Source organism: Paenibacillus sp. QJM3NY_38 (assembly GCF_056173265.1).
Map to the genome: position 1 here is coordinate 160,001 of NZ_CM149665.1, position 19,273 is coordinate 179,273.

Annotated in this window: 15 protein-coding genes, 9 tRNA genes and 1 rRNA gene; all 25 read left to right on the plus strand. The window is 51.1% G+C overall.

Annotated features, from left to right (window positions below; genetic code table 11):
• Positions 1–71 precede the first annotated feature (71 nt).
• The 25 genes from AC0VZ8_RS00745 to hisIE all read left to right on the plus strand — a co-directional run bounded on the left by AC0VZ8_RS00745 (position 72) and on the right by hisIE (position 19,273).
• Positions 72–147: transfer RNA gene (locus AC0VZ8_RS00745), tRNA-Ala, on the plus strand.
• A 302-nt stretch (positions 148–449) separates the two neighbouring features.
• Positions 450–3,377, plus strand: a 23S ribosomal RNA gene (locus AC0VZ8_RS00750).
• Between the two features lie 84 nt (positions 3,378–3,461).
• A tRNA-Ser gene (locus AC0VZ8_RS00755) sits at positions 3,462–3,553 on the plus strand.
• A 32-nt stretch (positions 3,554–3,585) separates the two neighbouring features.
• Positions 3,586–3,662: transfer RNA gene (locus tag AC0VZ8_RS00760), tRNA-Met, on the plus strand.
• Between the two features lie 9 nt (positions 3,663–3,671).
• Positions 3,672–3,747 (plus strand) — tRNA-Val (locus tag AC0VZ8_RS00765).
• A 25-nt stretch (positions 3,748–3,772) separates the two neighbouring features.
• Positions 3,773–3,848: transfer RNA gene (locus AC0VZ8_RS00770), tRNA-Thr, on the plus strand.
• Between the two features lie 13 nt (positions 3,849–3,861).
• A tRNA-Asp gene (locus tag AC0VZ8_RS00775) sits at positions 3,862–3,938 on the plus strand.
• A gap of 84 nt (positions 3,939–4,022) precedes the next feature.
• Positions 4,023–4,095, plus strand: a tRNA-Phe gene (locus AC0VZ8_RS00780).
• Between the two features lie 12 nt (positions 4,096–4,107).
• Positions 4,108–4,193, plus strand: a tRNA-Tyr gene (locus AC0VZ8_RS00785).
• A gap of 7 nt (positions 4,194–4,200) precedes the next feature.
• A tRNA-Lys gene (locus AC0VZ8_RS00790) sits at positions 4,201–4,273 on the plus strand.
• Between the two features lie 150 nt (positions 4,274–4,423).
• A complete protein-coding gene (locus tag AC0VZ8_RS00795; protein WP_475485734.1) occupies positions 4,424–5,638 on the plus strand; it encodes a PucR family transcriptional regulator in 1,215 nt (404 codons plus the stop codon).
• Between the two features lie 108 nt (positions 5,639–5,746).
• Positions 5,747–6,871 (plus strand): ABC transporter ATP-binding protein, encoded by a 1,125-nt coding sequence (locus AC0VZ8_RS00800; RefSeq protein ID WP_071219439.1) that lies wholly within the window; start codon positions 5,747–5,749, stop codon positions 6,869–6,871.
• Positions 6,872–7,305: 434 nt separating this feature from the next.
• The gene (hprK, locus tag AC0VZ8_RS00805) at positions 7,306–8,244 is read left to right on the plus strand and encodes an HPr(Ser) kinase/phosphatase (protein WP_071219440.1); all 939 of its coding nucleotides are present in this window, start codon (positions 7,306–7,308) and stop codon (positions 8,242–8,244) included.
• A gap of 20 nt (positions 8,245–8,264) precedes the next feature.
• On the plus strand, positions 8,265–9,398 hold the full coding sequence (gene lgt, locus AC0VZ8_RS00810) for a prolipoprotein diacylglyceryl transferase (RefSeq protein WP_475485735.1): 1,134 nt from the start codon (positions 8,265–8,267) through the stop codon (positions 9,396–9,398).
• A 7-nt stretch (positions 9,399–9,405) separates the two neighbouring features.
• Positions 9,406–10,056, plus strand: a complete 651-nt coding sequence (gene ppaX / locus AC0VZ8_RS00815; protein ID WP_475485736.1) for a pyrophosphatase PpaX — start codon at positions 9,406–9,408, stop codon at positions 10,054–10,056.
• A gap of 13 nt (positions 10,057–10,069) precedes the next feature.
• Entirely contained in the window at positions 10,070–10,576 is a 507-nt protein-coding gene (locus AC0VZ8_RS00820) for an acyltransferase (RefSeq protein ID WP_071219443.1), read from the plus strand.
• A 181-nt stretch (positions 10,577–10,757) separates the two neighbouring features.
• Positions 10,758–11,984 carry an acyltransferase gene (locus AC0VZ8_RS00825; RefSeq protein ID WP_475485737.1) on the plus strand — a complete coding sequence of 409 codons (1,227 nt, stop codon included), beginning with the start codon at positions 10,758–10,760 and terminating at the stop codon, positions 11,982–11,984.
• 404 nt (positions 11,985–12,388) lie between these two features.
• A complete protein-coding gene (locus AC0VZ8_RS00830; RefSeq protein ID WP_071219445.1) occupies positions 12,389–13,582 on the plus strand; it encodes an ATP phosphoribosyltransferase regulatory subunit in 1,194 nt (397 codons plus the stop codon).
• 53 nt (positions 13,583–13,635) lie between these two features.
• Positions 13,636–14,283: an ATP phosphoribosyltransferase gene (gene hisG, locus AC0VZ8_RS00835; RefSeq protein WP_071219446.1), complete on the plus strand. Its 648-nt coding sequence runs from the start codon at positions 13,636–13,638 to the stop codon at positions 14,281–14,283.
• Between the two features lie 124 nt (positions 14,284–14,407).
• On the plus strand, positions 14,408–15,691 hold the full coding sequence (gene hisD / locus AC0VZ8_RS00840) for a histidinol dehydrogenase (RefSeq protein WP_475485738.1): 1,284 nt from the start codon (positions 14,408–14,410) through the stop codon (positions 15,689–15,691).
• A gap of 60 nt (positions 15,692–15,751) precedes the next feature.
• Entirely contained in the window at positions 15,752–16,357 is a 606-nt protein-coding gene (gene hisB, locus AC0VZ8_RS00845; RefSeq protein ID WP_475485739.1) for an imidazoleglycerol-phosphate dehydratase HisB, read from the plus strand.
• A 3-nt stretch (positions 16,358–16,360) separates the two neighbouring features.
• Complete coding sequence (gene hisH, locus AC0VZ8_RS00850; RefSeq protein WP_071219448.1) at positions 16,361–16,975, plus strand: imidazole glycerol phosphate synthase subunit HisH; 615 nt, start codon at positions 16,361–16,363, stop codon at positions 16,973–16,975.
• Between the two features lie 42 nt (positions 16,976–17,017).
• A complete protein-coding gene (gene hisA, locus AC0VZ8_RS00855; protein ID WP_194540367.1) occupies positions 17,018–17,749 on the plus strand; it encodes a 1-(5-phosphoribosyl)-5-[(5-phosphoribosylamino)methylideneamino]imidazole-4-carboxamide isomerase in 732 nt (243 codons plus the stop codon).
• A gap of 67 nt (positions 17,750–17,816) precedes the next feature.
• Entirely contained in the window at positions 17,817–18,575 is a 759-nt protein-coding gene (hisF, locus tag AC0VZ8_RS00860; RefSeq protein WP_071219450.1) for an imidazole glycerol phosphate synthase subunit HisF, read from the plus strand.
• Positions 18,572–19,273 carry a bifunctional phosphoribosyl-AMP cyclohydrolase/phosphoribosyl-ATP diphosphatase HisIE gene (gene hisIE, locus AC0VZ8_RS00865; RefSeq protein WP_260068495.1) on the plus strand — a complete coding sequence of 234 codons (702 nt, stop codon included), beginning with the start codon at positions 18,572–18,574 and terminating at the stop codon, positions 19,271–19,273. Before hisF ends, hisIE begins: the two co-directional genes overlap by 4 nt.

Below are 19,273 nucleotides of genomic sequence, written 5' to 3' on the forward strand. Positions count from 1 at the left end.
AAGTGACGAGGTCTCCGGTATTTGATCGGGATGAACCTCGAAGCCATACTTCACTTTTGGAGTGAAATTATGGGGCTATAGCTCAGCTGGGAGAGCGCCTGCCTTGCACGCAGGAGGTCAGGGGTTCGATCCCCCTTGGCTCCACCATAAACTTTCATGTCACTTCCATAAATTGCAGGTTGAACTGCAAGATATCATGTGGTATGATAATCTTCCGGTCGAAAGACTGGGTTGATCCTTGAAAACTAGATAACGAAACGAATTTGCGCAATTAGAAATATCCTTTTAGCTGAACTTGTGTCAAGTGATTGATCAAGTTTAATAAAAAAGTAGCGCGAAGGTTTTGGGATCATCGATCCTTTGGAAGTTTCGTTTCCACCTATTAACTCGTTTAGTAGATCAGGAAACAAACGGACAACAGAGCGATGAGCACAATAACCGGAGCAATTGGTTAAGCTACTAAGAGCACACGGAGGATGCCTAGGCGCTAGGAGCCGAAGAAGGACGTGGCGAACAACGATACTGCCTCGGGGAGCTGTAAGCAAGCTTCGATCCGGGGATGTCCGAATGGGGAAACCCAGCTGATGTAATAGTCAGTTACCCGTATCTGAATACATAGGATACGAGGAGGCATACCCAGGGAACTGAAACATCTAAGTACCTGGAGGAAGAGAAAACAAGAGTGATTCCGTCAGTAGCGGCGAGCGAACGCGGAACAGCCTAAACCAGAGAGCTTGCTCTCTGGGGTTGTGGGACGTCTCACATGGAGTTACAAAGGAACATATTAGGTGAAGAGGTCTGGAAAGGCCCGCTATAAGAGGTAAAAGCCCTGTAGCCGAAAGTATATTCCCTCCGAGACGGATCCCGAGTAGTGCGGGGCACGTGAAACCCCGTATGAATCCAGCAGGACCATCTGCTAAGGCTAAATACTCCCTAGCGACCGATAGTGAAACAGTACCGTGAGGGAAAGGTGAAAAGCACCCCGGAAGGGGAGTGAAATAGATCCTGAAACCGTGTGCTTACAAGAAGTCAGAGCCCGATCTATGGGTGATGGCGTGCCTTTTGTAGAATGAACCGGCGAGTTACGTTCCCATGCAAGGTTAAGGCGAGAAGCCGTAGCCGCAGCGAAAGCGAGTCTGAATAGGGCGACTGAGTATGTGGGCGTAGACCCGAAACCGTGTGATCTACCCCTGTCCAGGGTGAAGGTGCGGTAACACGCACTGGAGGCCCGAACCCACGTATGTTGAAAAATGCGGGGATGAGGTGGGGGTAGCGGAGAAATTCCAATCGAACTCGGAGATAGCTGGTTCTCCCCGAAATAGCTTTAGGGCTAGCCTCGGAATGAAGAGTCGTGGAGGTAGAGCACTGATTGGGTGCGGGGCCCGCAAGGGTTACCAAGCTCAGTCAAACTCCGAATGCCATAGACTTATATCCGGGAGTCAGACAGTGAGTGCTAAGATCCATTGTCAAAAGGGAAACAGCCCAGACCATCAGCTAAGGTCCCCAAGTGTGTGTTAAGTGGGAAAGGATGTGGAGTTGCACAGACAACCAGGATGTTGGCTTAGAAGCAGCCACCATTTAAAGAGTGCGTAATAGCTCACTGGTCGAGTGACTCTGCGCCGAAAATGTAACGGGGCTAAACACACCACCGAAGCTATGGCTTGATGCGTATGCATCAGGGGTAGGGGAGCGTTGTGTATGCGTTGAAGGTGTACCGTAAGGAGCGCTGGAGAGTACACAAGTGAGAATGCCGGTATGAGTAACGAAAAGATCAGTGAGAATCTGATCCGCCGAAAGCCCAAGGTTTCCTGAGGAAGGCTCGTCCGCTCAGGGTAAGTCGGGACCTAAGGTGAGGCCGAAAGGCGTAATCGAAGGACAACAGGTTGAAATTCCTGTACCACCGTAAACCGTTATGAACGATGGGGTGACGCAGGAGGGTAGTGACGCGGACTGATGGATGTCCGTCCAAGCAGTGAGGCTGATGTGTAGGCAAATCCGCACATCGATAAGGCTAGGCTGTGATGGGGAGTGAAAATTATAGTAGCGAAGGTCATGATCTCACACTGCCAAGAAAAGCCTCTAGTCAGGTGAAGGTGCCCGTACCGCAAACCGACACAGGTAGGCGAGAAGAGAATTCTAAGGCGCGCGGAAGAACTCTCGTTAAGGAACTCGGCAAAATGACCCCGTAACTTCGGGAGAAGGGGTGCCTCGGTAGGGTGAATAGCCCGAGGGGGCCGCAGTGAAAAGGCCCAAGCGACTGTTTAGCAAAAACACAGGTCTGTGCGAAGCCGTAAGGCGAAGTATACGGGCTGACGCCTGCCCGGTGCTGGAAGGTTAAGGGGAGCGGTTAGGAGCAATCCGAAGCTGTGAACCGAAGCCCCAGTAAACGGCGGCCGTAACTATAACGGTCCTAAGGTAGCGAAATTCCTTGTCAGGTAAATTCTGACCCGCACGAATGGCGTAACGACTTGGGCGCTGTCTCAACGAGAGATCCGGTGAAATTTTAATACCTGTGAAGATGCAGGTTACCCGCGACAAGACGGAAAGACCCCATGGAGCTTTACTACAGCTTGATATTGGATTTGGGTACGATCTGTACAGGATAGGTGGGAGCCTAAGAAGCATGAGCGCCAGCTTGTGTGGAGGCGACGTTGGGATACCACCCTGATCGTATCTAGGTTCTAACCTGGTACCGTAATCCGGTACGGGGACAGTGTCAGGCGGGCAGTTTGACTGGGGCGGTCGCCTCCTAAAGAGTAACGGAGGCGCCCCAAGGTTCCCTCAGAATGGTTGGAAATCATTCGAAGAGTGCAAAGGCATAAGGGAGCTTGACTGCGAGACCTACAAGTCGAGCAGGGACGAAAGTCGGGCTTAGTGATCCGGTGGTACCGCATGGAAGGGCCATCGCTCAACGGATAAAAGCTACCCTGGGGATAACAGGCTTATCTCCCCCAAGAGTCCACATCGACGGGGAGGTTTGGCACCTCGATGTCGGCTCATCGCATCCTGGGGCTGAAGTAGGTCCCAAGGGTTGGGCTGTTCGCCCATTAAAGCGGTACGCGAGCTGGGTTCAGAACGTCGTGAGACAGTTCGGTCCCTATCTGTCGTGGGCGTAGGAAATTTGAGAGGAGCTGTCCTTAGTACGAGAGGACCGGGATGGACGTACCGCTGGTGCACCAGTTGTTCCGCCAGGAGCATGGCTGGGTAGCTACGTACGGACGGGATAAGCGCTGAAAGCATCTAAGCGTGAAGCCCCCCTCAAGATGAGATTTCCCAACTAGTAAGACCCCTTGAAGACGACGAGGTAGATAGGTTGGAGGTGGAAGTGCAGCAATGCATGGAGCTGACCAATACTAATCGGTCGAGGGCTTATCCAAAAAAAATATTTCAATGTGCTGCAAAGATCGTTTCGTATCTAGTTTTCAGGGAATCAATCTCTGTAACTGCATACAAGTTATGATGGAGAGATACCCAAGTGGCTATAAGGGGACCCTCTGCTAAGGGGTTAGACTGCGTAAGCGGTGCGAGGGTTCGAATCCCTCTCTCTCCGCCATTTGAATAACTTGAACGCAAATAGGTTTATATGGCGGTGTAGCTCAGCTGGCTAGAGCGTACGGTTCATACCCGTGAGGTCGGGGGTTCGATCCCCTCCGCCGCTACCATACATACCTGGAGGCTTAGCTCAGCTGGGAGAGCATCTGCCTTACAAGCAGAGGGTCGGGGGTTCGAACCCCTCAGCCTCCACCATGTACTATTTTTATCACCTTACCATGCCGGTGTAGCTCAATTGGTAGAGCAACTGACTTGTAATCAGTAGGTTGGGGGTTCAAGTCCTCTCGCCGGCACCATCTTTAATAATGTGGAACTGTGGTGTAGAGGCCTAACATGCCTGCCTGTCACGCAGGAGATCGCGGGTTCGAATCCCGTCAGTTCCGCCATTATTAATTTTAAGGAATAAAAATAGTCGGTTTTCCACAGATTAAAGTGGGATGCCGAACTTTATTTTTATGTCATTTATGTAAGGCTCGGTAGCTCAGTCGGTAGAGCAGAGGACTGAAAATCCTCGTGTCGGCGGTTCGATTCCGTCCCGAGCCACCTTTATATCCTGGAGGATTAGCGAAGTGGCCAAACGCAGCAGACTGTAAATCTGTTCTCGTCCGAGTTCGGTGGTTCGAATCCATCATCCTCCACCAGTAATAAGAGCCATTAGCTCAGTTGGTAGAGCACCTGACTTTTAATCAGGGTGTCGAAGGTTCGAGTCCTTCATGGCTCATCCGAAGAGTCGTCAACGTTGTTGACGACTCTTTTTGTGTTGTTTTAAGCTGTTTTTGTCCAATGTAAATAGGCTTAGAGAGAAGGCATTGTCGCTTGTACTGGGTCTTATGCTAAAATAAGAAAAAACGATAAAGTGGTGGAGTCATCAATGGTGGAGATGGAGCACATCGTTCAGAAACTGGAGCAGACCTTGGGTACCTCACTCGGTTTAAAAACATTGAATGATCAGGAAGCGGCATGGTTAACAAAATCAATGGCGACCTCACCGCCATTCGGTGATCGGATTGGTCATGAGGTAAGAGCCCAGGGGTCTGATAACCGTGTAGAAAACGGAACCTCGCACAAATCACAAAGGGTTAACGGCGCCTATGCTCGCAAGGACCTGGGTGAGATTTGGATTCCAGTGAATCCACAGGATCCTAGCCGGGTAATCGTAGCGGATCAGGGTGCTCTGACGGAGTCGGAGATTGGGCTTATAACTCTACTATTGTCGAGCCTGCAGGATACGATGTCAGGGGGAGTACCCAAGAATACCGGTAAAGTTGAAGAAGAACGACGCGCCCAACAGTTGGGTGGTTGGTTAAAGGAACGCCTGCAAGCCGGTGAACTGCTTGCTGAATTACCAGAGGAAATGTGGATTCGGACAAGTTTGACAGAGGACATGGTTCCCTTTCTTCTAATTCATGAGAGCGAGCATGCCCCCACTCCAAGCTATAAGGCGCTGCATCGATTACTGCGCAGCTATTTTGGCGGGGACATCATTCTGGTGCCGCTGCTTGATAAGGAATGGATTATCCTAGCGAACCAAGAATTGCTGGATGGTATAACGACGGATGATAAAGAGGATGCTTCGGTGGAAGGCGACCAGGATTTGCTCTCTTTATTCTGTATGGGGCTCTACGAGCTGATTTCAACGGAATGGGTGGGGGATTTCCATATCTCTGCGATACCAGCGGTTAATGCGCTGCACGCTCTGCCACAGACCGTTAGCATGTTAAGAGAGACAATGACCATTGGCCGTACATTCCAGGTCAAGGAACATATCCATTTATCGACCGGGCTTCATCTGGAGCGTCTGGTTTATAGCATTCCCGAGTACCAGCGCAATCAATTTCTGCGCGAGTACGCTGCCGGCCATACCGATTTGTTCGAGGATAGCGAGACATTGTCAACGCTCGAGTCTTTTTTCGAATTGGATTGTAACGTGAGTGAGACGGCCAAGCACCTGTATATCCACCGTAACACGCTGCTGTACCGCCTGGATAAGATTAAACAGGAGACGGGGCTAGATGTTCGCAGCTTCAGTGATGCGGTTTTAGTGAAAATAACGCTTCTATTGTATAAAGTGACGAAAAGGAAATAGGTTTTTTGTGCAGATTGTGTATAGCAAGTCAGGTGCCTATGGGGTAATATAAGATTATAAATTAATTGTATTCGATTTCATAACATTCATATGAGGGGGCAAATGCACATGGCTGGTGTACGCTTAGAGCATATTTACAAAAAGTATGCAGGTTCGGATAAAGCAACTGTAATTGACGTTAATTTGGATATTAAAGATAAAGAATTTTTGGTTTTGGTAGGTCCTTCCGGTTGCGGTAAGTCCACGACACTGCGTATGATCGCAGGTCTTGAGGAAATTTCTGAGGGTAAACTTTACATTGGCGACCGTGTTGTTAACGATGTAGCACCTAAAGATCGTGACATCGCGATGGTATTCCAATCCTACGCCTTGTATCCACATATGAACGTATACCAGAACATGGCATTCGGTTTGAAACTCCGTAAAGTGAAGAAAGACGAAATCGATAAGCGTGTACGTGAAGCAGCAAAAATCCTGGATATCGAGCATTTGCTTGAGCGTAAGCCAAAAGCTCTGTCCGGTGGTCAGCGTCAGCGTGTTGCCTTGGGTCGTGCGATTGTCCGTGATCCACAAGTCTTCTTGATGGATGAGCCGCTTTCCAACTTGGATGCGAAACTCCGCGGTCAGATGCGTGCCGAAATCACCAAGCTGGTTAAGCGTCTTGAAACCACTTGTATCTACGTAACGCATGACCAAACAGAAGCTATGACAATGGGTGACCGTATCGTTGTTATGCAGGACGGCATCATTCAACAAGCGGATTCCCCAGAGCAACTGTACAACAATCCGAACAACCTGTTCGTTGCTGGTTTCATCGGTTCCCCAACCATGAACTTCATCAACGGTAAATTGTCCGAGCAAAACGGTGGCGTATACTTCACTTCCCAGGGCTTGAACGTTCAAGTACCAGGTGGTAAAGCACAATTGCTCAAAAATAAATCCATGATTGGCAAAGAAGTGATCATGGGTGTTCGTCCGGAAGATATTCATGAAGAGCCAGTCTTCCTGGAAGCTTCCCCGAACACAATCTTCTCTGCAAAAGTCGATGTAACCGAGAACCTTGGTCACGAAATGCTCTTGTACCTGAGCGGCTTGGGCACCGATACGGTTATCGGCCGTGTAGACGGACGTTCGACTACTCGCGAAGGCGACAATGTGAAATTGGCACTCGACATGAACAAAGTTCATATCTTTGATAAAGAGTCTGAATTGAACGTATTGCTCGAAGACTAATCTTCAGCAATCGGGATCTCTTGAAAACCGCCCCCTCAAGGGGCGGTTTTTTTAGGAGAAAAAGACAATATCACGCTAGGATTCCCGCCCTGGGACAAGGTTTGGATCTCCTTTGCCGATGCCAGTTGAGGTTTCCCATGGGCAGCAATCTATTTAAAGCACACCTCTATATAAGCCTAATGTCGCAATGGAGTAGTCGGTTAGAATTGCATTCATTGGCTTTTTTCGATAAGATAAGCACAAAGCAAGGCATACATAAGTATTGAACATATGGGATGTTGAGCATATTTCATGATAATTTCCAGGTCGCAGATAAGTGTGCAGAAGTCTCTTTAGGAATAACTGAATGAGGGAATATATCATCCAAGACGGGCCGTGCCATATGGCGGTTCCGTTGTGATGTCAACATACAATGGAAGAAGAGGGGTAAGACCATGGCCAAGAAAGTGAAGGTATCCGAGCTGGTCCAGCAGTTTCAGCTGGAGGTCATCGCAGGTGAGGAGGGCTTGAAACGTCAGATTACAACGGACGATCTGAATCGCCCGGGATTGGAAATGGCCGGTTATTTTGAATACCATCCGCGGGAACGGGTTCAGCTTATGGGGCGCACGGAGTTGGCTTTCTTCGGAATGCTGAAGCCGGAAGAGCGTAAAGAGCGGATGCGCAGCCTGTGCACGGAAGAAACACCCTGTATCGTCGTAACACGTTCCTTGGAGGTGCCGGAGGAACTTGTGGAACTCGGGAATGAGAGAGGTTTGCCTGTACTGCGCAGCAGCATGGCAACAACCATTCTGACAAGCCGATTCACAAGCTTTCTGGAACGCAAACTTGCACCAACTACAACCATCCACGGGGTATTGTGCGATGTTTATGGCGTAGGGATGCTGATAACAGGCTCAAGCGGTATCGGGAAAAGCGAGACGGCACTGGAGCTCGTCAAACGCGGACACCGATTAATTGCGGACGATGCGGTGGAGATACGTCAGACATCGGATTTTCAGCTGCACGGTACGGCGCCGGAGCTCATTCGCCATCTTCTGGAGATTCGCGGAGTCGGTATTATTAATGTAATGACGTTATTCGGTGCAGGAGCCGTTCGAAACAATAAACGGATTACCCTTGTTGTGCGATTGGAAGCCTGGCAGCAGGATAAACAGTATGATCGTCTGGGGCTAGATGAAGAAACAACACGAATTATTGAGACGGACATCCCTCTGGTCACCATTCCGGTTCGTCCAGGACGTAACCTTGCGGTTATTATTGAAGTGGCAGCTATGAACTACAGATTGAAACAAATGGGACTGAATGCTGCGCTGCAGTTTACAAACAAACTGACAGCTACGATCGCTGAAGATATGGACGATTTGGACTAGGACTAGGGAGGTTATAAAAGATGCAAACATTGCTCATCGATCCGGTGGCGTTCTCCATCGGATCGCTGCGTGTTCATTGGTATGGCTTGATTTTGGGTTTGGGTGCTTTGGCGGGGCTGTTACTGGCCATTCGCGAGGGGAAGCGTTTTGGTATTCCACAAGAATTTTTCATGGATTTGCTCTTGCTTGGCGTGCCTTCCGCAATCATTGGTGCTCGTATTTATTATGTAGCTTTTAAATGGGAAGACTATAAAGACAACTTCCTGGACGTGTTCAAAATATGGAACGGCGGGATTGCCATATTCGGTGCCCTGATTGGTGCCATTATCTGTGCGTTGATCTATGTTCGCAGAAAAGGCTACTCCTTCTGGCGGATTGCCGATATCTGTGCTCCGTCCCTGTTGGCCGGCCAGATCATTGGTCGCTGGGGGAACTTCGTGAACCAGGAGGCCTATGGCGGTCCTGTAAGCGAGTCCTTTTTACGCGGGGAGCTCCATTTGCCTGATTTCATCGTCAATCAAATGAATGTACAAGGCGTATTCCATCATCCTACCTTCCTATATGAATCCTTATGGAACTTGGTGGGTATTGTCATTCTCCTTATTCTTCGCAGGCAGAAATTCCTGCGCGCAGGCGAGCTCTTCATCGGATATTTCATCTGGTATTCCATCGGTCGATTCTTCATTGAAGCCGTACGCACGGACAGTTTGGCGTTCCAAGGCGCAGCCGGCCTTGCCGACTTCATTAACAATGCGTTATGGGCACCGATGACTTGGATGGGCTTTGAACTGGGCCATCTGGACCCGGCTTACGGCAATATTAGGATCTCCCAGCTGCTGTCCGTATTGATTGTCATTGGAGGCATCGTACTGATCATTGTGCGCCGTGTAACGGGTCGCGCCAATGTGCGCTATTTGGACCCTATCGTGTCAACGAAAACCGGAGCAGGTCCTACACCTGAAGCGGACCTTCAGACCAATAAAGCCGCGAAGTCGTCTGCGCAGGCACCTGTTAAGCAGGACAAACCGGCAGCAGAGCCAGCAGAGACGGCTGACAAAAGCTCTCTAACCCAAGTCCAGGAGCCGGAAGTTAAACCGTCCCCAGTAGAAGATACTCCGGCAATAAACCCAGATACGGAGGACAAAAAGGAGTAGTTGCAGCATGATCGAAACCGTACTGTTTGATTTGGACGGAACCATTATTGATACGAATGAATTGATTATCTCGTCGTTTCTGCATGTCTTCGAGGCTCAGACCCCAGGACCGCTAACCAGGGAGCAGATCATTCCACATATGGGAACCACCCTGGAGCAGCAGCTGCGGGCTTTCTCGGGGGGCGTTGAGGACGTTAGTCCGCTTATCAAAGCATACCGCTCCTTCAACACGCTTCATCATGATGAGATGGTTAGACCGTTCCCCCATGTAAATGAAGTCGTGGAGCGCCTTCATCGTCACGGGCTTTCATTGGGGATCGTAACCACGAAGATTCGTCCCTCCACGATGATGACTTTAGAGAAGTACGATCTGGAGCGTTTCATGTCGGCGATTGTGACGGTGAACGACGTTGAGCATCCGAAACCGCATCCTGAGCCTGTTCTGACGGCGATCGAGCGGCTGGGCGCCAATCCGGCTACGACGTTGATGATCGGGGATAGCCCGGTCGATATTCAATCTGCCAAGTCGGCGGGCGTGAAGGCCGCAGCTGTAGCTTGGTCCCTGAAGGGTGAGCAGAAGCTGATGGAGTATGGTCCGGATTATGTTTTAAAGGATATGAAAGACCTGTATGAGATCGTAGGACTTCAAGAGGAATAGGAGTTTTGGCAGCATGGCCAGAAAGATTACCCGTTATCCTGTAGAAGGGCCCAACGCGTTATGGCAAATCTACCGCACCGTGAGCCCGTTCAAGGGCGTCAAGAACTTCATCTTTATCCAGTTGGCCCGCTATTGTCCTATCCTGCCCTTGAAGAACTGGATATACCGTCATATGCTCGGGATGAAGGTGGGGAGGCATACCGCGTTTGGATTGATGGTCATGGTGGATGTGTTTTTTCCGGAGAAAATATCCATCGGCGAGAATTCGGTGATCGGCTACAATACAACGATTCTTGCCCATGAGTATTTAATAAAGGAATATCGTCTGGGTGAAGTGCGGATCGGGGAGAACGTGCTCATCGGCGCGAACACCACGATTTTGCCTGGTGTAACGATCGGAGATGGCGCGGTTGTTGCAGCAGGGTCTGTCGTACATAAAGATGTGGCACCGGGTGTTTTTGTAGGCGGCAATCCATTGCAAGAGCTGAAGAGGACATCAACGGAAAGTGAGTCAATTTGAGGTAATGTGACAAGTTAGGTTCTCAAGCTACCTGAATTATTGTAGAATGAGTAGAGGATAACATGACACAAAGCGATTCAATAGTCCCCTGGGTATGATAGCCTTGAGGGACTTTTTTGCCCGCCTATCCTTATACAATGACTCTATGAAAATACTTGAAAACAAGGAGGCGACGCCTGACATGAGTGCAACGCTGAACAAAAAGGAAAGGCTCCCGCAGCTCGATATTTATCGTGCGCTGGCCATCCTGGGCGTGCTTCACGTTCATGCGACTTCATTTGCAACGGTCGATGCGATTGATTCGCGATTCTATTATATTATTAATTTTTTGAATATATTTTTTAAATACGGTACACCCTCGTTTATATTCCTAAGCAGCTTTGTGCTGTTCTATAACTATGCGGACCGGCCGCTGACCAAGGATCTGATCAAAAACTTCTACAAACGGCGGCTCTTGTACATTCTGCTGCCTTATGTGTTGTTCTCGATCATCTATTTCTTTGTGCGGATGTATCAGAACGGGTTGCTCAACAGCTCATTTGATCTATGGGCGCAGATGCCGGTTTTCTTTGAACGCTTGATTCGGGGGCAGAACTATACGCACTTATACTTTGTGTTTATTAGCTTGCAGTTCTATATTCTGTTTCCGATATTCCTCAAGCTGTTCAAATCGTCCCGGTTTCTCGTACGGTGGGCGGTTCCCATCGGGTTCCTGCTTCAATGGGGCTTTATCATATGGAATAAATATGAGCTGCACTACACGTTTAAAGGAAGCTTGGCGATCTCGTATTTAGCCTACTATATGCTGGGTGCTTATCTGGCGATGAATTACGACAAATTCAAGGGCTGGCTTACGTCATCTTGGAAAAAGCAGACGTCAGGTCAAAGAGCAGGTACAGTCGTGTTATGGGCGGGCTGGCTCGCGATGGCGCTGACGCACGTGCAGATTTGGTACAATCAGAGATTGCACGGTGCCAAATACGACTCCCTGTTGTACGAGCTGTTATGGAATCTGCACACGGTTTTCTCCGCCATTGTGCTGATGCAGCTGGCCAGCTGGCTGTATAACAGCGGTTGGAGACTCATCGTGAAGGTGCTGACGCGGATTGGCGAGTTGTCCTTCGCGATCTATCTGGTGCATCCTCTCTGGCTGTTCCTGTATCGGGAGTACGATCTCAAGCTGAATCCGGTAACCGATGATTATCTCATCTGGATTTATGGCGGCATGGTAACTGCGCTGATTGTTAGTGCGCTGGTCGTACAAACGGTGTTCCGGTGGATTCCAGGCTCCTGGGTGCTGCTTGGCAGCGTTCCACGATCATTGAAGCCATCATCCAAAGCGCCAAAATCGCCATCGCAGAGAAAAGACACCGTTGCAGGCGACAGCAAGAAATCAGTTGATCTATAATCATAGCAGGCATATTCTTTATTCTTACCAAACATGATGAAGCAAAGCCGTCCGGCAATCGGGCGGCTTTTTTGTATGAATGGGTCATTCAGAGATTACGGGGGGCCTAATCATACGATACCAGCTAATGTATTTGTATTTATGCCGCAAAAGACATGGGAGGTTTAACCCATAGACAAGCAAGCCACTCCAGCTTGTTCTTGTGTTACAATTATACCCAGAAGTTAAGCGAATTCTTTGGCGGCTAAGGTGAAGAACAACAGAGAACGATACATAGCAGGAAGCGTCCATGATGCATTGACGATCGGGCAGAGTTCATGGTAATATAGCCAATATCCTTTAATTTATTAGCAAGGTACCACTTTACCATATTAAAGACTTTTCTGAATTTGAGGTGGAGCGTCATGTCTAAACCGAAAGGCTTCGAGAAACCGGCAGGTGTTCGTGATTATCTCCCTCATGCGGTCACGAAGCTGCGCCGGATTGAACGTGAAGTGCTGGCATGTATGGACCGCTGGGGATACCGGCAGATTATGACACCAACGATGGAATATTACGATACGGTAGGCGTGGCTAGCTCTACGTCGGACCAAAAACTGTTTAAATTATTGAATAAGCGCGGAACGACAATGGTGCTGCGGTCCGATCTGACTGCTCCCATAGCAAGGGTCATGTCGTCGCTGCTGAAGGATGAGCCGTTACCGGTGCGTTTGTCTTATCATGCGAATGTATTTCGCGCAATCGAAGAGGAGGCGGGCCGGGAGGCTGAATTCTTCCAGACGGGTGTAGAGCTTGTAGGCGACGATACACCGGAGGCCGATGCCGAAGTGATTGCACTGGCTATCGAATCCCTGAAGGCGGCAGGCGTGGAGAAATTCAAAATCGCGATGGGGCATATGGGTTACCTTAATGGCCTGCTCCAGGAATTGCTGCCTGAGCGGACGGAGGATCAAGAGAGCCTGAAGCAGGACCTGTTGAACCGCGACTATGTCGGATACCGTAACACCATTGCCAGTCTGCTCCTTACGGAGACACAGCAGGACCAGCTGGAGGGAATCCTGAAGCTGCGCGGGGGCCGGGAGATTGCCGGGCAGGCACTTGAGATTAGCAGCAACAATCTCGCAAGAGCTTCTATTGAGCATCTGTGCAGAGTATGGGAGGTGCTGGAGGCATACGATGTCTCCAGGCATGTTCTGTTTGATCTGACGATGCTCGGGGACTTCTCCTATTACACCGGAATGACATTCGAGGGATATGCCGCTGAACTTGGCTCACCGGTCGCAAGCGGCGGTCGTTATGACAAGCTGCTGCAGCAGTTTGGCCGTGCAGTCCCGGCAACAGGCTTTGCACTCAAAACTAATCGTATTCTGGATGGGGTGCAGGGCGAAGAGATTGCGGAGGAGCTGCCCATTCTGATCCGTTACACGGCTTCTTGTCGCAAAGAAGGTTTGGCGAAAGCGTCAGAACTGCGGGCGCAGGGCCATACCGTCATCACTTCGATCATTCCGGATTCGGCGAATATTCGCGATGAAGGCGTGCCCGTCGTATCCGGCAGTCTGCTTAACAGAGGCTACCAGGAGATCATTACCCTTCGATAGAACGTTGATATATCACCCTATTTTATATAGGTCAAGGTCAGGAGGATTTGAACGTGGCGGAAACGTTGAAAGTAGCGATGCCCAAAGGGCGTATATATAAAAAAGCATCCGCGCTGTTCCGTTCAGCCGGACTTCCGATTCCCCTTGATGTGGATGAGACGCGCAAGCTGGTCATTCCCTTGCCGGAGGCAGGAATGGAATTTATTCTGGCAAAGCCGGTGGATGTGCCGACTTATGTGGAATACGGTGTCGCGGATATCGGAATCGTTGGCAAGGATGTGCTGATGGAAGAGAACAAGGACGTCTATGAGCTGCTCGATCTCGGCATCGCAAGGTGCCGGATGTCGGTTATCGGCTTGCCGGACTGGAAGCCGGGCATTCGGCAGCGGGTTGCCACCAAATATCCGAATGTCGCTTCGCAGTATTTCCGTGAACAAGGCCAGCAGGTTGAGGTGGTTAAGCTGAACGGTTCGATTGAGCTTGCACCCCTTATCGGGTTGGCGGACCGGATCGTGGATATGGTGGAAACAGGCCAAACGCTCAAGGAGAACGGACTGATAGAAATGACCAGCATCTTTGAGATCACAAGTCGCCTGATTGCCAATCGCGTCAGCTATCGGATGAAGAATGATGAAATTCAGGCATTATGCGATCGCCTGCAAACGGTCATTATGTCTGAGGGAGCGAATATACAGCGCTAAGAAACACAGCTACAAACAGGATGAGTATGGTGATCGGACAGATTGATTATCGATTGAGTCAGAAACGATATGCGTGTATCGAAAACAGAATGTGATGCAAGCAGCGGGATTGGGGGAGATTAAGGTGAAGGTTGTATCAGCACGGGACTTTCAGCTGAAACGGGAAAATGATTACGGCACACCAGAGCAGAATGAAGTCGTGAAGGCGATTGTGCGGGATATTCGGTCTGAAGGAGATGCTGCCTTGCTGCGGCATACCGAGCAATTGGACCGTGTCCGTCTGACCGCAGATCAGCTTCGAGTTACAGAAGAAGAGCTCAAAGCGGCTTATGATCATGTGGAGCCCTCGTTCGTGAAGGCAATTCAGGCTGCCGCGGAAAACATACGCGCTTTTCATGTGAAGCAGAAGCGGAATTCCTGGATGGATCTTCAAGCCGACGGCAGCATCTTGGGGCAGATCATTCGCCCGTTGAAACGCGTGGGTGTATATGTGCCCGGAGGAAAGGCAGCCTATCCTTCGTCCGTGCTGATGAACGTAATCCCGGCACAAGTGGCAGGCGTGCCCGAGATTGTCATGGTTACTCCCCCGGCAACCGGCGGGAAGGATGGGATTAATCCCTATATCCTGGTAGCAGCGGCCGAGGCCGGCGTTACGGAGATCTACCGCGTTGGAGGAGCTCAGGCGATTGCGGCGTTGGCCTACGGTACGGAGACCATTTCCCCGGTTGATAAAATTTGCGGTCCCGGCAATATTTACGTTGCGCTGGCCAAGCGAGAAGTATATGGTGCGGTCAATATTGACAGCCTGGCCGGTCCTAGCGAGATTGCGGTATTGGCCGATGACAGCGGGGATGCTTCGTATATTGCGGCGGATTTACTCTCCCAAGCAGAGCATGACGAGATGGCCTCGGCCATTCTCGTAACGCCTTCACGCAAGCTGGGTGAGGCCGTTGCCGCCGAAGTAGAGCGGCAGCTTGAGCTGCTGCCGCGGCGCGACATTGCCCGGGCCTCCGTGGACACTTATGGCGCGGTGATCATCACGGAATCCCTTAGAGAAGGGATAGAAGTTATTAACCGTTTGGCGCCAGAGCATCTGGAGATCGTAACGGAGGAGCCGATGGCCATCGTGGGGCAGATCGAGAATGCAGGTGCAATCTTCCTCGGGCCATATAGCTCGGAGCCGGTAGGTGATTATTTTGCAGGGCCGAATCATATTATCCCGACGAATGGGACGGCACGGTTTGCCTCGCCAGTGGATCTGGACGATTTCATTAAGAAATCGAGCTTGATCTACTACAGCAAGGAAGCGCTGCTGCGTAACGGCGAGCAAATTATGGAGCTGGCCCGGCGCGAAGGGCTTGAAGGCCATGCCCGGGCGATCGAGCTTCGGCTGGAGCAGGAGCGTTAATCAATAAAGAGGAGCATCAATGATTCGTTATATTAGATACGTATAGAGGAGGCAGTCAACGTGAGCAGTTTGGATGCAGCAGCAAGATCAGCCGGCGTGAGCCGCAAAACCAATGAAACCGATATTGCCTTGGATTTCAATGTCGATGGAACCGGGATCTCGGAACTGGAGACCGATGTACCGTTTCTGAATCATATGCTTGATTTGTTTACGAAGCATGGCCAATTTGATCTTCGCGTGAAAGCGAAGGGAGATATTGAGATCGATGACCATCACACGGTGGAGGATATCGGGATTTGCCTGGGGCAGACGTTCCAAGAGGCGCTGGGCGATAAAAAGGGTATTAAGCGATATGCCAGCGTGTTTGTACCGATGGATGAGGCGCTTGCTCAAGTCATTGTAGATATAAGCAATCGCCCGCATTTTGAGTACCGAGCGGAATATCCTTCGCAGCAGGTAGGCTCTTTCCATACCGAGCTTGTTCATGAATTTCTGTGGAAGTTGGCGCTGGAAGCCCGTATCACGCTGCATGTCATCGTTCATTACGGACACAATACCCACCATATGATTGAAGCGGTATTTAAGGCGCTTGGCCGTGCATTGGATGAGGCGACTACCGTGGATCCGCGGGTGACGGGCGTCCCATCCACGAAGGGAGTGCTCTAATCGATGGCGATTGCAATCGTGGATTATGGCATGGGCAATCTGCACAGTGTGAGCAAAGCAGTGGAGCGGCTTGGGTATGAGCCGCTCGTCACGGGGAAGCGGGAGGAGATTCTGGCTGCGGATGGCATCATTCTGCCGGGCGTCGGCGCGTTCGGCGATGCCATGGAGCAACTGCGCGAAACCTCGCTGGACTCGGTCATGAAGGATGCTGCGGAATCAGGGAAGCCGCTGCTGGGAATTTGCCTCGGCATGCAGCTCCTGTTCAGCCGGAGTGAGGAGCATGGCCAGTTTGAAGGGCTGGATATTTTGCCCGGATCGGTTGTACGGTTTACGGGTGGTGACTACAAGGTGCCGCATATGGGCTGGAATTCTTTGCAGTTCGAGAAGCGGGAGCATCCGCTGTTTGCGGGACTTGAGGAAGGTCATGTGTATTTTGTCCATTCGTATCATGTTCTTCCTGAGGTTCAGGCTGATTTGCTGGCGGTAACCGATTACGGTCAGCCAGTGACAGCCATCGTGGGGCGCGGTTCGGTGTACGGCATGCAGTTCCATCCCGAGAAGAGCGGGGAGCTTGGGATGAGCCTGCTTCGCAATTTCTTGGCTTTGACATTAACGTAATGTAAGGCGATCAAATAGACCAGAAGGAAAGTGGGAATGGGGATGTCCTCTTTTATCATATATCCGGCAATCGATATACGTGGCGGCAAATGCGTCAGACTCGTGCAAGGCGATTATAATCAAGAAACGGTATACAATGATAATCCGCTGGAGGTAGCCAAATCGTGGGAAGAGCAGGGCGGCACGTTTATTCATCTCGTGGATTTGGACGGAGCCAAGGCTGGCCATCCGGTAAATGACGATATCATCGGGAAGATCGCAGCCAGCGTCCAGGTTCCGGTTCAGGTAGGCGGAGGCCTGCGCACGCTGGCGGATGTGGAGAGGCTGTTGTCGCTTGGCGTCAGCCGGGTGATCATCGGTACGGCGGCGATTGAAGACCGTGTCTTCACGGAAGAGGTGCTGGGCAAGTACGGGGATAAGGTGGCCATCGGGATCGATGCGCGCAACGGATATGTGGCAACTAGAGGCTGGCTGGAAACGTCCGAGGTTCAAGCCGAAGTGTTGGCTAAGGAGCTGGCAGCCAAAGGAGCGGAAACCTTCATCTTTACCGATATTTCCCGTGACGGGATGATGCAGGGGCCTAACGTGGAGGGGATTGTCTCGCTTGCCAAAGCCAGCGGCCGCTCGGTCATCGCTTCGGGCGGCGTGACGAAGCTGGACGATTTGCTGGCGCTCAGCGCGCACAGCGGTGACGGTGTAGGCGGAGCAATCGTAGGCAAGGCACTGTATACAGGCAATATTGACTTGAACGAGGCTATTACGCGAATCAAGTGAGGCTGACCTAGGTTCCGTTCAAATAAGCGATTGATCGACAGAGTTCATAGGGGAAGAGGGGAAAGGCATGCTGGCAAAACGGATCATACCTTGCCTGGACGTGAAGGACGGCCGGGTGGTGAAGGGCGTAAATTTTGTGAATCTCCGCGATGCGGGCGATCCCGTGGAACTGGCGGCGCTCTATGACCGGGAAGGCGCAGACGAGCTAGTCTTTCTGGATATTTCGGCATCGGTCGAAGGCCGGGCGACGATGGAGGAAGTCGTGCGGAGAACGGCAGGAGAAATTGCCATCCCTTTTACCGTGGGTGGAGGCATCTCGTCCGTCGAGGATATGAAGCGGATTCTGCGGGCGGGCGCGGATAAGATCGGGATCAATACGGCAGCGGTCAAGCAGCCGGAGCTTATCTCGGCCGGAGCGCGCAAATTCGGCTCCCAATGCATCGTTGTAGCCATCGATGCCAAGTACAACGAAGCGTGGGGAGAATGGGAAGTGTACACGCACGGCGGACGTACGCCCTCCGGCATCAAAGCGCTGGATTGGGTAAAGCAGGCGGAAAGCCTGGGTGCGGGCGAAATTTTGTTGACCAGCATGGATGCGGACGGAACGAAGGATGGGTTCGATCTGTCGCTAACCTCTGCCGTATCTTCGACAGTGCAGATCCCGGTTATCGCGTCCGGCGGCGCAGGCAAAGAGGATCACTTCTATGACGTGTTTACCAAGGGCAAGGCGGATGCGGGTCTTGCCGCAACGATTTTCCATTATAAAGAGATCTCGATTCCTCATCTGAAGTTGCAGCTTAGTCAAAAAGGAGTGGATATACGGTGAGCGAAGATATGTTGAAGGATTTATCCCTGGAGCAGGTCAGCGAGCATATCCGTTGGGATGCCTCGGGCTTGGTGCCGGCGATTGTACAGGATGCACAGAGCAAGCAGGTGCTGATGATGGCTTATATGAATCGGGAGTCTCTTCGCTTGACGCTGGAAAGCGGGGAAACTTGGTTCTGGAGCCGTTCGCGCGAGGAGCTGTGGCATAAGGGAGCAACTTCCGGGAACGTCCAGACCGTGGTTGCCATGACGTACGATTGCGATGGAGACACCCTCTTGCTGCAGGTGAATCCGAAGGGACCGGCTTGTCATACCGGACAAACGACCTGCTTCTTCAATGAGATTACGGTTCAGGGGCAGAAGAGCGGGCTTGTGAACAACCGTGCAGCTGCAGAGAGCGGGCGATTTGCGGTTCTTGCCGAGCTGGAAGAGGTCATTGCCCAGCGTGAAGTGGAGCGGCCTGAAGGGGCTTATACGACTTACCTTTTTGATAAAGGGGTAGACAAAATCCTTAAGAAGGTGGGCGAAGAAGCTTCGGAAACGATCATCGCCGCCAAAAATAAAGACAATGCCGAGCTTAAGCTTGAAATCAGCGATCTGATCTACCATCTGCTGGTACTTCTCCAGGAGCGGAAGCTCCCGCTGGATGAGATCATGGATGAGCTAAGCCGCCGCCATGAACGGCCGCGCCGCGATTAG

Excerpts from the sequence above, each read along its gene's own strand:
- AC0VZ8_RS00795 (WP_475485734.1), top strand. The coding sequence starts at position 4,424 with ATGGTGGAGATGGAGCACATCGTTCAGAAACTGGAGCAGACCTTGGGT.
- AC0VZ8_RS00800 (WP_071219439.1), top strand. The coding sequence starts at position 5,747 with ATGGCTGGTGTACGCTTAGAGCATATTTACAAAAAGTATGCAGGTTCG.
- hprK (WP_071219440.1), top strand. The coding sequence starts at position 7,306 with ATGGCCAAGAAAGTGAAGGTATCCGAGCTGGTCCAGCAGTTTCAGCTG.
- lgt (WP_475485735.1), top strand. The coding sequence starts at position 8,265 with ATGCAAACATTGCTCATCGATCCGGTGGCGTTCTCCATCGGATCGCTG.
- ppaX (WP_475485736.1), top strand. The coding sequence starts at position 9,406 with ATGATCGAAACCGTACTGTTTGATTTGGACGGAACCATTATTGATACG.
- AC0VZ8_RS00820 (WP_071219443.1), top strand. The coding sequence starts at position 10,070 with ATGGCCAGAAAGATTACCCGTTATCCTGTAGAAGGGCCCAACGCGTTA.
- AC0VZ8_RS00825 (WP_475485737.1), top strand. The coding sequence starts at position 10,758 with ATGAGTGCAACGCTGAACAAAAAGGAAAGGCTCCCGCAGCTCGATATT.
- AC0VZ8_RS00830 (WP_071219445.1), top strand. The coding sequence starts at position 12,389 with ATGTCTAAACCGAAAGGCTTCGAGAAACCGGCAGGTGTTCGTGATTAT.
- hisH (WP_071219448.1), top strand. The coding sequence starts at position 16,361 with ATGGCGATTGCAATCGTGGATTATGGCATGGGCAATCTGCACAGTGTG.
- hisA (WP_194540367.1), top strand. The coding sequence starts at position 17,018 with ATGTCCTCTTTTATCATATATCCGGCAATCGATATACGTGGCGGCAAA.
- hisF (WP_071219450.1), top strand. The coding sequence starts at position 17,817 with ATGCTGGCAAAACGGATCATACCTTGCCTGGACGTGAAGGACGGCCGG.